The sequence below is a fragment of the Flavobacterium procerum genome (genome assembly GCF_042431625.1).
In the GTDB taxonomy this organism is placed as follows: domain Bacteria; phylum Bacteroidota; class Bacteroidia; order Flavobacteriales; family Flavobacteriaceae; genus Flavobacterium; species Flavobacterium procerum.
Genome location: NZ_JBHLYW010000010.1, coordinates 648,652 through 661,834, shown reverse-complemented (window position 1 = coordinate 661,834; position 13,183 = coordinate 648,652). Strand labels below are relative to the sequence as shown.

General features: G+C 34.5%; 11 protein-coding genes. 2 read left to right on the top strand and 9 right to left on the bottom strand.

The window, feature by feature from the left end; genetic code table 11:
• Nucleotides 1-76: 76 nt before the first annotated feature.
• Together ACFFLS_RS17265 and flxA are read right to left on the bottom strand one after the other, a co-directional pair.
• Nucleotides 77-1,291, bottom strand: coding sequence for a WG repeat-containing protein (locus ACFFLS_RS17265; RefSeq protein WP_379684269.1), 1,215 nt, complete (start codon nucleotides 1,289-1,291; stop codon nucleotides 77-79).
• A 68-nt stretch (nucleotides 1,292-1,359) separates the two neighbouring features.
• Nucleotides 1,360-2,880, bottom strand: a complete 1,521-nt coding sequence (gene flxA / locus ACFFLS_RS17260) for a flexirubin biosynthesis tyrosine ammonia-lyase FlxA (protein ID WP_379684271.1) — start codon at nucleotides 2,878-2,880, stop codon at nucleotides 1,360-1,362.
• Between the two features lie 102 nt (nucleotides 2,881-2,982).
• Here flxA and ACFFLS_RS17255 point away from each other — a divergent pair, with 102 nt between their 5' ends.
• Entirely contained in the window at nucleotides 2,983-4,233 is a 1,251-nt protein-coding gene (locus ACFFLS_RS17255; protein ID WP_379684272.1) for an NAD(P)/FAD-dependent oxidoreductase, read from the top strand.
• Between the two features lie 47 nt (nucleotides 4,234-4,280).
• Here ACFFLS_RS17255 and ACFFLS_RS17250 read toward each other — a convergent pair whose 3' ends face one another.
• The 5 genes from ACFFLS_RS17250 to ACFFLS_RS17230 form a co-directional block, all read right to left on the bottom strand.
• A complete protein-coding gene (locus ACFFLS_RS17250; protein ID WP_379684273.1) occupies nucleotides 4,281-4,886 on the bottom strand; it encodes a hypothetical protein in 606 nt (201 codons plus the stop codon).
• Nucleotides 4,887-5,070: 184 nt separating this feature from the next.
• Nucleotides 5,071-5,406 (bottom strand): L-rhamnose mutarotase, encoded by a 336-nt coding sequence (locus tag ACFFLS_RS17245; protein ID WP_379684274.1) that lies wholly within the window; start codon nucleotides 5,404-5,406, stop codon nucleotides 5,071-5,073.
• A 10-nt stretch (nucleotides 5,407-5,416) separates the two neighbouring features.
• Nucleotides 5,417-6,271 carry a fumarylacetoacetate hydrolase family protein gene (locus ACFFLS_RS17240; protein WP_379689547.1) on the bottom strand — a complete coding sequence of 285 codons (855 nt, stop codon included), beginning with the start codon at nucleotides 6,269-6,271 and terminating at the stop codon, nucleotides 5,417-5,419.
• Nucleotides 6,272-6,624: 353 nt separating this feature from the next.
• The gene (locus tag ACFFLS_RS17235; protein WP_379684276.1) at nucleotides 6,625-7,389 is read right to left on the bottom strand and encodes an SDR family NAD(P)-dependent oxidoreductase; all 765 of its coding nucleotides are present in this window, start codon (nucleotides 7,387-7,389) and stop codon (nucleotides 6,625-6,627) included.
• A gap of 40 nt (nucleotides 7,390-7,429) precedes the next feature.
• Nucleotides 7,430-9,085, bottom strand: a complete 1,656-nt coding sequence (locus ACFFLS_RS17230; RefSeq protein WP_379684277.1) for a UxaA family hydrolase — start codon at nucleotides 9,083-9,085, stop codon at nucleotides 7,430-7,432.
• A 172-nt stretch (nucleotides 9,086-9,257) separates the two neighbouring features.
• Between ACFFLS_RS17230 and ACFFLS_RS17225 the strand changes: the two genes are divergently transcribed.
• Nucleotides 9,258-10,148: an AraC family transcriptional regulator gene (locus tag ACFFLS_RS17225; protein ID WP_379684278.1), complete on the top strand. Its 891-nt coding sequence runs from the start codon at nucleotides 9,258-9,260 to the stop codon at nucleotides 10,146-10,148.
• Between the two features lie 238 nt (nucleotides 10,149-10,386).
• On the opposite strand, the gene ACFFLS_RS17220 is transcribed toward ACFFLS_RS17225, so the two are convergent.
• Complete coding sequence (locus ACFFLS_RS17220) at nucleotides 10,387-11,166, bottom strand: L-fucose dehydrogenase (protein WP_057115557.1); 780 nt, start codon at nucleotides 11,164-11,166, stop codon at nucleotides 10,387-10,389.
• Nucleotides 11,167-11,467: 301 nt separating this feature from the next.
• On the bottom strand, nucleotides 11,468-13,153 hold the full coding sequence (locus tag ACFFLS_RS17215) for a sodium/sugar symporter (RefSeq protein WP_379684279.1): 1,686 nt from the start codon (nucleotides 13,151-13,153) through the stop codon (nucleotides 11,468-11,470).
• Nucleotides 13,154-13,183 lie beyond the last annotated feature (30 nt).

Below are 13,183 nucleotides of genomic sequence, written 5' to 3'. Positions count from 1 at the left end.
AAGTTTATTTTTTTTGGGAATAATGTTTTATCGCTTTTGCTGTTCTATCGGCGATTTTATTTTTTGGAATTATTATCTAACTCTTTTTCTTAGCCGGAGTTTTTGTCGATTTTGCGGCCGGTTTTGTTTCTGCTTTTGGTTTTTCAGCTGGAGTTTCTTTTGCGTAACTTTTTTCTGATTTAGAGAAAAGCTCCGCATTTTCAAACCACTGATTGCCAAGAACAGTTCCGTCAGCTCTTAGAAAACCCCATTTGCCTTCATTTTTTACTCTGGCAACTCCATTAATAAAACCTTTGTCTTGTTGTACAAACATGGCAATAATAGCATTTGTTGTAATGCCATATTGCGTAGGGATTACTAATTTTCCGCTTTCGTTTATAAATCCCCAATTGTTTTCTTTAATCGGAGCAAGGCCATTTGCGCCAAAAACTTCTGCATCGCTGTAGGTTGGTTCAATAACAAAATCTCCTTTTAAATTAATGTATCCCCATTTTTTTCCTACCAGAACCGGTGCCAGATTTTTTGAAAAAGCTTTAGCTTTATCATAAAGCGGGAGAATTACCCAATTTCCTTTAAGGTCAATATATCCAATTTTTCCGTTCTTTTTTGCGTATGTCAAATCCTGTGTTTCAAAATCATAAATTTTTTCAGCACCATCAACTGGAATAAATTTGCCCCCATTTACAAGTCCGAACGTTTTGTCTTTTCTTGCCCAGGCGGTGTTTTTAAAATAATTTCCGATTTCAGAATATGCAGGTTCAACCACTTCTTTTCCGCTTGTATTAATAATGCCCCAGTTTTTATTGAGTTCAACTCTTGCAAAGCCGTTTTCAAAAGATTTGATTTGATCATACTTAGGCTCAAGGACAACAGTCATTTTTGAATTGATTAATCCAATTTTGTTTCCTTGTTTTATAAAAGCGACACCTTCATTAAAATCAAATAATTTTTCTGTAGCAGGTGCTTTCTGGATTTCTCCTTTCGTATTAATGTAAACCCATTCTTTATCTTTCTGTACTACTGCAATACCGCTGTTAAAGTCTTTAGCATTAGAAAAATCGGCTGGAATAATCCATTTCCCGTTCACATCGATAAAACCCCATTTTCCGTTTTCTTCAACGGCAGCCAAGCCTTCAGAAAAACTTTTGGCTGATTTGTACTGAGGCTCTATTTTAAAAGACCCATCTTTAGAAAGGTATCCAATTTTGGAATTTTTCTTAACTAATGCCAGTTCTTGACTATTAATAAATTGAATAAAGAACAGTAACAAAAAAATTAATGGCTTTTTCATGATTTTAAAATTCAATATTAATACTAAAAAACGCAAACCTGCGGGTGGTATTATTTATAGGGTAATAATTAACTATTAATTAGGTAATCTTTCACTTTTTGTACAAAAGGATACATTACCTGATCTTCCTTGAATGTTGGAATTATATTACGAACATCATCGTACCATTTTTTGGTTACAGACGAAATCTTATCTTTTTGTCCAAGGTAATCGATTGCCTGAACAATTGTGATTAATTCGATAGCTAATACTTCAAATGAGTTTTCGATTACTTTAGAAGTAATTACTGCCGAATTGGTTCCCATACTTACGATATCCTGATTGTCGTTGTTGTTCGGGATACTGTGAACATACATAGGGTTTGATAACATTTGGCTTTCAGCAGTTGTAGAGGTAGCCACAAATTGCACACCTTGCATTCCAAAATTAAATCCTAGAGTTCCAAGATTAACAAAAGGAGGAAGTATTTCATTGATTTTTGAGTTCAACAAATAATTCAATTGACGTTCTGCCAACATTGTTAATTTGGTAATAACTATCTTCAGCTTATCCATTTCAAGAGAAATATAATCTCCGTGGAAATTACCTCCATGGTAAACATGCTGATTTTTTACATCTATAATAGGATTGTCGTTTGCTGAGTTGAATTCGCCTTCAAGAACAGAAGCAACATTATTGATTGTTTCTAAAACTGGTCCAAGAATTTGAGGAACACATCTTAGTGAGTAATACTCTTGAACTTTTTCCTTAAAAATTTCTTCGGTATTTTCACCAGAATACAAATGGTCTTCTCTTTTTCTGATTAAAGTACTGTCAGAAAGATTCGTACGCATTTTTTCTGCGATTTCCTGCTGTCCTTTATGACGTTTGGCCTGATTTAATTCTGCAGAAAAATGATCATCATATGCTTGTACCAATTCGTTGATAGCGCAAGAAGCATTTACTGACCAGTTCAATAATTTTTTAGCATAAAAAGTATTTACAACTCCAATTCCTGTCATTACAGAAGTTCCGTTAATCAATGCCAGACCTTCTCTGATTTCTACTTGAATTGGTTTTAAACCTTCAATTTCGAAAACTTCCTGAGTTGGTCTTCTTTCGCCTTTATAAAAAACTTCTCCTTCACCAATTAAGACTAAAGCCAAATGTGATAGCTGTACAAGGTCGCCGCTCGCTCCAACTCCTCCGTGCTCAAATATCAAAGGTGTGATATCTTTGTTGATTAATTCTGCCATAAGGTGAATAACAGAAGGATGCACTCCTGAATTTCCCAATGAAAGCGTATTTAATCGTGCAAGAATAGCCGCTTTTGCACATTCTGCATTTAAAGGTTTTCCTGTTCCAGAAGAATGGCTTCTTATTAAATTATATTGAAGCTGAATCTGATCAGATTCTTTAATTCTGTACTGAGCCATCGGGCCAAATCCAGTATTTACACCGTAAATTACCTTGTTTCCAGAAAATTCTTTTAAGAAATTGAAACTTTCGTTTACTCGGTCTAATACTACATTGTTGATTGTAACTTTTTGATTTCCAAAGATTATCGCTTCAAAATCTTCTAAACTTAGGTATTCATTAATTGTATTCATTAAATCTGTTTTGATTGTGCTAATTTAATTTTATTTATCAAAATAAATGTAGTTATTTTGACGATGGCAAATGTAGGTTAATAATTGATAATATTTCTTAATATGACAAAGGAGTTTGTAGATGTTTTAGTTATTGGTGCTGGACCATCTGGATGCGTGTCTGCATCATACCTTCACAAAAACAATGTAAAAGTTAAAGTTGTTGAAAAAACAAAATTTCCGAGACTAGTAGTTGGAGAAAGTTTGATTCCGAGAGTAATGGATCATTTTGCAGAAGCAGAATTGTTTGAAGCACTCGATGCAATGAACTTCGAAAAAAAGCTTGGAGCCCGTTTTATACGAGGTGAAGAAATTTGCGTTTTTGATTTCAGTAAAAAATTCGGTGAAGGCTGGGATTGGACTTGGCAAGTTCCGCGTGCTGATTTTGACAATACAATGGCGCAGGAAGTTGTTAAAAAAGGAATTGACCTTGAATTTGAAACGGAAGTTCTAGAAGTTTCTTTTGAAGGAAAAAATTCAAAAACAGTTGTAAAAGACAAAGACGGCAATCTAAAAGAAATTCATGCCAAGTTTATTGTCGACTCAAGCGGATACGGACGCGTATTGCCAAGACTTCTTGATTTGGATACTCCGTCTAAGTTAGATCCGCATTCTTCTATTTTTACACACGTAAAAGACATTAACAGACCAGAAGGCGAGGAAGGAACCTTGATTTCTTTTGACATTCTAGAAACAGAAGTATGGTTATGGGTTATTCCATTCTCTAACGGAAATACAAGTTTAGGAGTTGTTGGTCCTACACATTTTATTAATTCGCTTTCTGAAAACAAGGATAATGCAGAGGCATTAAAAAATGCTATTCAGAAATCTGATTACTATATTAAGAGATTTGCAGGAACAGAATTTTTGTTTGAGCCAGTTAAATTGGAAAATTATTCAAGAGCGGTTAAAAAGATGTACGGAGACGGTTTTGCCTTAACAGGAAACAGTTCTGAGTTTTTAGATCCTGTTTTTTCTTCAGGAGTAGCTTTTGCAACAGAATCAGGAATGTTGGCTGCAAAATTGTACTTAAAAGAGTCGCAAGGAATTGCTGTTGATTGGGAAACCGAATTTACAGGTTACATGAAACGCGGTATTGCTGTTTTTACCACTTACGTGAAAGAATGGTACACAGGAAACCTTCAGACTTTATTCTTCCATCAACCTGAAAATCCAGAGGTGAAAGAAAAAATATGTGCTGTATTAGCAGGTTACGTATGGAACGAAGAAAATTCGTTTGTAAAGAAACACGACAACGTAATCAAAAACATGGCTTATGTTATTGATATGGAGAAAGAAAAAGAAATGAAATAAAAAAAATCCCTAGCGAAAGCTAGGGATTTTTGATTTAAGATAGAATCTTATTTGTATGCTTTTTTCAATAGAAGTTTTGCAAGAGATTTACCTGTTTTTGCATATCCTTCACCAATTCTAGTTTCGTTGCTAAATTGGTTTCCGAACTGATCTCCAGGAGCTTCATCACTTGTGATTTCTAATAATACGTTAGATTTATTAGCCGTTTCAACAAATTTTAAAACTGTAGTAACTTTTGCAGCTTGTTTCCTGATTGCAATGTCCCAACCTGGATAAAGCCAAACTGTTTTTACAATCAAAGTGTAAGGAGTCGAAAGACCTTCTTGAAAGCTAACATCTTTCTTGTCTTTTTTTAAAACAACATTTACAAGTTCTAAAAATTTAGGATTCCAGATAGATTCTTTTGCGCCGCTCCATTTTTTGCTCCAGATTGTGCCATTTCCTTTTGATTTTTCGTTTAGATCGGCAGTTCTTTCTTCAATATATTGTGCTTCCGATTTTTTGTCTTTCATCATAGTAAAATTACTATAATCAAATTCAACATTGATTTCTTTTTGATCTTTAAGGAAATCAAAGTTTCCAGATTTTACTTCCATATCCTGAGCGCTTATAGCACTAGAAACCAATAATAATACTAATACTAGTTTTTTCATTTTTGGGATTTAAATTGTTAGTTTGTATGGGTTAAATGTATTTAAAAAAACAGTAATGCCAATTTTTTATTTGTCAATTTTGCTTTATCAATTTAACGTTAAAAAAAACGAGAATGCGTTTAAACATTCTCGTTTTGTATCAAAAAGAAAAGTGCTGAAGAACACTGTCATCTGTTTTTTTAAATTACAGCTGGAAAATTTTTTCCATTAAAATCCATTTTTGTCCCGGTTTTGCCCAAGGTAAAGCTTGTTGGAATTTCCACATTAAAGTTTCCCATTCCTGAACTTTTTTGTTTGCAGCATCAGCCTGATCTTTCTTTTCGAAAGTAAAATCGGCATCCGCTTCGATGATCATGAACAATCGATTTCCAGTGCAGTAAATATCTAGGACTTCAATTCCAGAATCTTGAATGCTTTTTTTAATTTCTGGCCATACATTTTCATGCAGTTCTTTGTATTCTGCAATTAAATTGGCGTCATCTTTAAGATCTAAAGCCAGATAGAATTTTTGTGTTGCCATAATCTAAAATTTATCCTTGGTAAGCTACAGCAGTTTGTTTACTTGTGCCTAAACCTTCAATTCCTAATTCGATTACGTCGCCCGCTTTAATGTAAATAGGATCTGGTTTAATTCCCAATCCAACTCCCGGAGGTGTTCCTGTACTGATTACATCGCCAGGAAGCAATGTCATAAATTGGCTTAAATAATGAACTAAAAACGGAATTTTAAAAATCAAGTTTGAAGTATTACTGTTTTGGAACGTTTTTCCGTTTACCGTAAGCCACATTTTTAGGTTATTTACATCGCCAACTTCGTCTGGAGTTGCCATAATTGGTCCAAGAGGAGCGAAAGTATCAGAACCTTTTCCTTTTGCCCATTGTCCGCCTCGTTCGATTTGGAATGCTCTTTCGCTGTAATCATTCAAAAGACAATATCCAGCAATATAATTGGGTGCATCTTCTTCAGAAACGTAGTTTGCTTTTTTACCTACAACAAATGCTAATTCCACTTCCCAGTCTGTTTTTTCACTGTTTTTTGGAATAATCAAATTGTCATTTGGGCCACATAAAGAAGTTGTTGATTTGAAGAAAATAATTGGTTCTTCGGGAATTGCAGCGCCAGTTTCTTCACAATGATCTACGTAATTTAATCCGATGCAGATAATTTTTGAAGGACGTGCCACAGGTGAACCTAAACGTACTGAATCGCTTACTTCTGGTAAAGATGGGTTATTTTTTAAGGCTTCTTCTAATTTCGCTAAACCGTCGTTTTCAAAAAAAGCTTCGTTGTAATCTGTTACGATAGACGAAACATCATATCTTTTTTCATTTAGTAAAACTCCTGGTTTTTCCTTTCCTTCTTCTCCAAATCTAATAAGTTTCATATTTTAATTTTTTTAGTAATGTGTGTTTTTTTTTAGCCACGAATTCACGAATTTTTAGAAATACTCTAGCTTTATTTTTTTTAAACACATAGAAGCATAGTTTTACTTTGTCTACAAAGGCATTTCATTTGTCTAAATTCACATAGTTTCTATGTGTTCAAATCTAGATTTGTTTTTTATACTCTTTTGTGAACTTAAAAATCTATGTTTCTATGTGTTTAAATTTTTTAGCCACTAATTCACGAATTAAAATGATTTTAAAAATCTGTGAAATCTGTACTAAATAAAAATAACCACAAATTTCACGATTATGATTTGAAAAAATTCGTGAATTCGAGGCTATTTCCTTTTTTTTAGTTGTTCAATTTGATAAATCCACCATCAATTGGGTAATCTGAACCGGTGATGAAAGATGATTCGTCACTACATAAAAATAAGGCTAAAGTGGCGATTTCTTCTGGTTTTCCCATACGGCCAATTGGCTGTGATTGCGATAATTTTTCGAAGATTTCTTCTTCTTTTCCAGGATAATTTTTAGCAATAAATCCGTCTACGAAAGGCGTGTGAACTCTCGCAGGAGAAATAGAATTACATCTAATTTTATCATTCAAATAATCTTTAGCAACCGATAAAGTCATTGCCATAACTGCTCCTTTTGCTGTAGAATAAGCAAAACGATCTGGAATTCCAACCCAGCACGCAATTGAAGCTAAGTTCAAAATTACACCTCCGCCAGAATTTCTAAGCGCCGGAATTGAAGCATGAAGACAGTTGTAAACTCCTTTTACGTTTACATTCATGATACGGTCAAAATCAGATTCAGAAGTTGTGTCTACTTTTCCAACGTGAGCAATTCCAGCGTTGTTTACTAGAATATTAATATTTCCGATTTTTTGGAAAGTTGAATTTACCTGTTCGTGGTTTGAAACGTCGCAAGCGTGAGCAAAAACAGTTCCGCCAGCTGATTTTATTTCTTCAACGGTTTCTTTTGCGCTTTCTTCAGTCAATTCTAAAATGTGAACTTCTGCACCTTGTTTCGCAAATAAAACCGAAATCGCTCTTCCAATTCCGCTTCCGCCGCCAGTGATTATTGCTTTTTTATTTTGTAATGAAAACATTTGATATAAATTTTTATGAGTTGTTTTTAATTAGCTTCGTCTACAAAGATACGCCGCGTTTCCACGGAATAAAATCGTCTTGGTTTAATTGAACTGCTTTTGGAATAATTTCGCCGCTTGCCGCTTTGATGCAGTATTCCAAAATTTCCTCGCCCATTTCTTCAATAGATTTTTCACCACTGATAATTGGCCCACAGTCAATATCGATAATATCTTTCATTCTGGTTGCCAAAACAGAGTTTGTTGCCACTTTAATTACAGGACAAACTGGGTTTCCTGTCGGAGTTCCCAATCCAGTTGTAAACAAAATTAAAGTTGCTCCAGAAGCCGCTTTTCCAGTTGTCGCTTCTACATCATTTCCTGGCGTACAAACCAAACTTAAACCTGGTTTTGTAACTAGTTCTGTATAATCTAAAACATCAACAACAGGAGATGTTCCGCCTTTTTTGGCCGCTCCCGCACTTTTGATGGCGTCTGTAATTAAACCATCTTTGATGTTTCCCGGAGACGGATTCATATGAAAACCTGAACCTACTTTGTGTGCCAGTTCATCATAAGATTCCATTAAATCGATGAATTTTTTAGCTTTATCTTCGGTAATACATCTGTCAATTAAATTCTGCTCTGCACCACACAATTCTGGGAATTCAGCCAAAAGAATTTTTCCGCCTAAAGCTACAACCAAATCTGAAGTATAACCAACCGCAGGATTTGCAGAAACACCGCTGAAACCATCGCTTCCGCCACATTTTACGCCAATACATAAATCGCTTAAAGGCGCATCGCTTCTTTCGTATTTGTTGATTTCGATTAAACCTTCAAAAGTTTTTTTGATGGCATTGGTAATCAAAACTTCTTCGCTTTCTGTCTGTTGCTGTTCAAAAATAAACAACGGTTTATCGAAATCTGGGTTTTGTCTTTTTACATCATTTACAAAATCCTGAACTTGTAAATGCTGGCATCCTAAACTCAAAAGCGTAATTCCTCCAACGTTTGGATGATTGGCATAAGAAGCCAATAAAGCGCTCAAAGTAGAAGCATCTTGACGAGTTCCACCACAACCGCCTTGGTGGTTTAAGAATTTAATTCCGTCCACATTTTCAAAAACACGTTTGTTTTTTGGAGTCGGATTTAATTCAATATTGATATCGTTAATGTCATTTCCGTTCAAATAACCTTCCAGTAATTCGTGTGTAAATTGGTTGTATTTGTCTGTTACCGCATAACCCAATTGTTTGTGTAAGGCTTCTTTGATGACATCTAAATTTCTGTTTTCACAAAAAACAGTTGGAACAAAAAGCCAATAATTTGCCGTTCCAACGCGTCCATCTTTTCTTTTGTAACCTTTAAAAGTTCTGTTTTCGAATTTTGAAACATCAGGCGCATTCCATTCGTAAGAAGCATTTCTGTAAGCGTACGGATCTGCAGCATGTTTAAGGTTTTCGGTCGTCATTAAACTTCCTTTTGCCAAATCGTTTTGCACTTTTCCAACCAAAACGCCGTACATATTTACCTCTTCTCCCTGCGTCATGTCCTGCATGTAGAATTTATGTTTGGCTTTGATGAGGTCTTGTAAAACGTAAGTTTCGTTTTCAAAAAGAATAGTTTCTCCTTTTTGCAAGTCGGTTAAAGCAACCAAGACGTTATCGTCTGGATGTAATTTTACCACCAGTTTTTTTGTTGTATTCTCTAACATTGTGTTGTTTGTTTTTTTTCTTTTTTTGATGTCACTGCTTTCGTTTTATAACAATTTAATCCTTCAAATTTTTATAGAATTCTGGCAGTTAACGAAAAATAAAATTAGCCTTTTTACATATTCGTTAGTAGTCTAATATTATCCGTATATAATCTTTAATTATCTTTGCAGAATGAAATTGGAACAAACTAAAATAGCGTCTTATCTCAATACTAAAGTTTCGGTGCTCAATCGTATTGAACCGTTTTTTCAAGCGCCGTTTCATTCGCATCCAGAATTGGAATTGGTGTATGTAAAAGAGAGTTACGGTAAGCGAATTATCGGAAATTCGGTTATGCCGTTTGAGCCTGGAGATATGGTTTTTTTAGGTTCTGATATTCCACATGTTTGGCTGAATGATGAGAAATATTATCAGGGAATAGAAGATTTAAAAGCCAATTCGATTGTTGTATATTTTCATAAAGATATTTTCGGACCGACTTTTTATGAATTAAAAGAAACCCAAAAAATCAACGAACTCTTTTTTCAGGCAGGAAAAGGAATTTCGATTCTCGGGAAAACCAATAAACAGATTGCGAAAAAACTGGAGAAATTAGTTTCTAAAAAAGACTTCGAAGTTATTGTTGGACTTTTTGAGATTTTGTCTATTCTTTCAGAAAGTCAGGATACGATTTATATCAACGATGAAATTTATTCTTTGATGCAGAAGGATTCAAAAGTAGACCGTCTTTCCGAAGTTTTTCAATATGTAAACAAAAATTATAAAAAGAATATTTCCTTAGAAGAAATTGCCGCTGTAGCGAATATGACAAGAACATCTTTTTGTAGAATGTTCAAAGTAAAAACAAAGAAAAATTTTGTGGATTATCTGCACGAAATCAGAATTTCGAATGCCTGCAAATTGTTGTTAGAAACGGATAAAAGCATGTCTGAGATTGCTTATGAATGCGGTTATAAAACGGCATCGGATTTTAATAAACTCTTTAAAAAAGTAAAAGGAATTACACCGACTGATTTTAAAAATAATGCGAAGGTTAGTTTTGCCACAGATTATAAAGATTAAAAGGATTTTTACTCTTTGGAATTAATTTTTAAACACATAGAATCATAGTTTTTCTTTGTCTAAAAAGGCATTTCATTTATCTAAATTCACAAAGCTCTATGTGTTCAAATCTAGATTTGTTTTTTACTCTTTTTATGAATTAAAAATTCTATGTTTCTATGTGTTTATTTTTTTCACACAGATTTAGCAGATCTAGCTGATTTCTCTAAAAAATCCTTTAAATCTGTGGCTAAAAAAATTAAATAGAACGATCTAAATGTGTATAACCACCATCCACATAAATAATCTGTCCAGTGGTATGGCTTGATTTTTCAGACAATAAGAAAACCACCATATTTGCGATTTCTTCTGCTGTTGTCATTCTGTTTTCTAACGGAATATTTTTGGTAATTGCAGCCAGTTTTTCTTCTTTGTTTTCAAAAGTATTAATCCACGTTTCGTAAAGTGGCGTGTAACATTCTGCCACAATTACGGCGTTTACACGAATGCTGTATTTTAATAATTCAACCGCCCATTCTCTTGTTAAAGCATTTCTTCCACCGTTGGAAGCGGCATAAGCTGAGGTTCCGCCTTGACCAGTTTCGGCAGTTTTAGAACCAATGTTAACAATTGCTCCTTTAGATTCTTTCAAATATGGAAGCGCGTGTTGTGCCATTAAATAATAATGCACTAAATTTTTGTGAAGCGAGGCTGCGAAATCTTCATAGTTTCCGTTTTCTAATCCAACACCGTCATTAACGCCGGCATTGTTTACCAATCCGTCGATTCTTCCGAATTTTGCGATTACGGCTTCAACGGCTTTTTTGCAGTCTTCAGGTTTTGTTAAATCGGCGGCAACTTGATGCGCTTCTTTTCCAATGGCTTTTAATTCTTCTACGGCTTTGATGTTGTCATTTTCGTTACGTCCAACGATAAACGGAATTGCATTTTCTTCGGCTAGAACCTTAACGATTCCTAATCCGATTCCTTTTGCGCCTCCCGTAACGATAATGATTTTTTGGGTTAATGATAACTGCATGGTATTTATATATTATAATTTAAATTCAGATTGTTTTTTGCCACAGATTAAAAGATTAAAATGATTCTTTTTCTCTTCAATGTGTTTTTTTTGCCACGAATTACGCCAATTTTAAAATAACTATAAAGAATAAATTAGTGTAATTCGTGGCAACATTTTATTCTCACAAAAATTTTAATCTTTTTAATCCTTTTAATCTGTGGCTATATTTTTTATTCAATGAATATACTTTAAAAAATTTACAGCTGTTGTTCATGACAAACAACAGCTGCAAAAAGAGAGAATTAGAACTGATGGTTTATTACCAGAACTTAACGTAAAGCGCTATAATGATTAACATCGTAATAACGATTAATACTGTTGTCTGTGGTTTTACTTTAAACATTCCAGGCTCTGTTTCGAAAGCTTTAGGGTTTACTTTTGGACCAGCGAAACTCATTAGGATCATTACCAACATAGTAAAGAAGAATGATAATCCCATACAGATGTGGAACGGAATTTCAAATCCGCCTTTTCCGTTAGGATACGCTGTGTATAAAAGTGTATCGTTTCCGAATAAAGCAGGAGCATATTCGTTGAATAAAACAGATAACACAAATCCTAAGATTACACCCACGATTGCAGCAGATCCAGTTGTTCTTTTCCAGAACATACCAAGGAAGAACATAGCAAAAACTCCAGGGCTAATGAATCCTGTGTATTTTTGAATGTAGGTGAATCCACCAACACCACCGATTCCTAAAATATCGTTCCATGTAAATACCACGGCTAAAAGCATAGCAGCAAAAACAGCAAGACGACCTATGTTTACTTGTTGTTTTTCGCCAGCATCTTTTTGAATGTATTTTTTATGAATATCTAATGTATAAATTGTAGAAATACTGTTTACTTTTCCAGCTAAAGACGCCACGATTGCCGCAGTTAAAGCAGCAACAGAAAGTCCTTTTAGTCCAGTTGGAAGGAAAGTTAATACAGCAGAGTAAGCTCCGTCTTTTCCACCAACCAATTGAGGCAAATGTCCGTTTGTATATAAAACGTAAGCAGCAATACCAGGAAGCATTACGATAAGCGGCATTAATAATTTTAATAAACCAGCAAATAAAATACCTGTACGAGCAGTTTGTAAATCTGCACCAAGTGCTCTTTGCGTAATGTATTGGTTACATCCCCAATAGTTTAAGTTGATAATCCAGATACCTGCAGCATAAGATAACAATCCAGGGAAAGTTAAATATTTATCGATTTCTAACTGTGAAGAAGTCGCAGTTGGTTTTGGAATAATCATTTTGAAATGCTCAGGAGCTTCTTTCATCAATACTTTGAAACCTGCAATTGCATTTTCGCCCACGCCAAAATACTGACCAACAGTTGTCAATGCAATATAAGAAGTTACCAAACCTCCAATAATCAAAACGGCAACTTGTATAACGTCTGTATAAGCCACAACTTTCATACCTCCAAGAGAAATAAACAAGGCAAAAACAGCTAATCCAAGCATGATAATGTGTAAATATTCACCTCCCGCAAGACCATTAATAGCAACAGCTCCTAAGTAAAGAATCGAAGTCAAGTTTACAAAAACATATAAAAACAACCAGAAAACTGCCATAATCAAAGCAGTAGATTCGTTGTAACGTGTTTTTAAGAACTGAGGCATTGTATAAATCTTATTTTTAAGATATACAGGAATAAACCATACCGCTACAATAATAAGGGCAATAGCTGCAAGCCATTCGTATGCCGCTACGGCGATTCCTAAAAAGAAACCTTCACCACTCATTCCGATAAATTGCTCAGCCGAGATGTTTGAAGCAATAAGAGAAGCTCCAATTGCCCACCAAGTTAGATTTCCTTCGGCCAAAAAGTAAGCTTTAGCATCTTGTTCGTCTTGTTTACGTTTGCGGTAAACGGTATAACCGTAGACCGAAACTACGATAAAATAAATTATAAAAACCGCATAATCTGCGAAAGCGAGGTTTTGGTTCATTGTTAGTAATATTTTAAAAAATTAGTATAG

Bases quoted from the DNA above. Each gene is read 5' to 3' on its own strand.
- ACFFLS_RS17265 (WP_379684269.1), bottom strand. From the start codon at position 1,291: ATGAAAAAGCCATTAATTTTTTTGTTACTGTTCTTTATTCAATTTATT.
- flxA (WP_379684271.1), bottom strand. From the start codon at position 2,880: ATGAATACAATTAATGAATACCTAAGTTTAGAAGATTTTGAAGCGATA.
- ACFFLS_RS17255 (WP_379684272.1), top strand. From the start codon at position 2,983: ATGACAAAGGAGTTTGTAGATGTTTTAGTTATTGGTGCTGGACCATCT.
- ACFFLS_RS17250 (WP_379684273.1), bottom strand. From the start codon at position 4,886: ATGAAAAAACTAGTATTAGTATTATTATTGGTTTCTAGTGCTATAAGC.
- ACFFLS_RS17245 (WP_379684274.1), bottom strand. From the start codon at position 5,406: ATGGCAACACAAAAATTCTATCTGGCTTTAGATCTTAAAGATGACGCC.
- ACFFLS_RS17240 (WP_379689547.1), bottom strand. From the start codon at position 6,271: ATGAAACTTATTAGATTTGGAGAAGAAGGAAAGGAAAAACCAGGAGTT.
- ACFFLS_RS17235 (WP_379684276.1), bottom strand. From the start codon at position 7,389: ATGTTTTCATTACAAAATAAAAAAGCAATAATCACTGGCGGCGGAAGC.
- ACFFLS_RS17230 (WP_379684277.1), bottom strand. From the start codon at position 9,085: ATGTTAGAGAATACAACAAAAAAACTGGTGGTAAAATTACATCCAGAC.
- ACFFLS_RS17225 (WP_379684278.1), top strand. From the start codon at position 9,258: ATGAAATTGGAACAAACTAAAATAGCGTCTTATCTCAATACTAAAGTT.
- ACFFLS_RS17220 (WP_057115557.1), bottom strand. From the start codon at position 11,166: ATGCAGTTATCATTAACCCAAAAAATCATTATCGTTACGGGAGGCGCA.
- ACFFLS_RS17215 (WP_379684279.1), bottom strand. From the start codon at position 13,153: ATGAACCAAAACCTCGCTTTCGCAGATTATGCGGTTTTTATAATTTAT.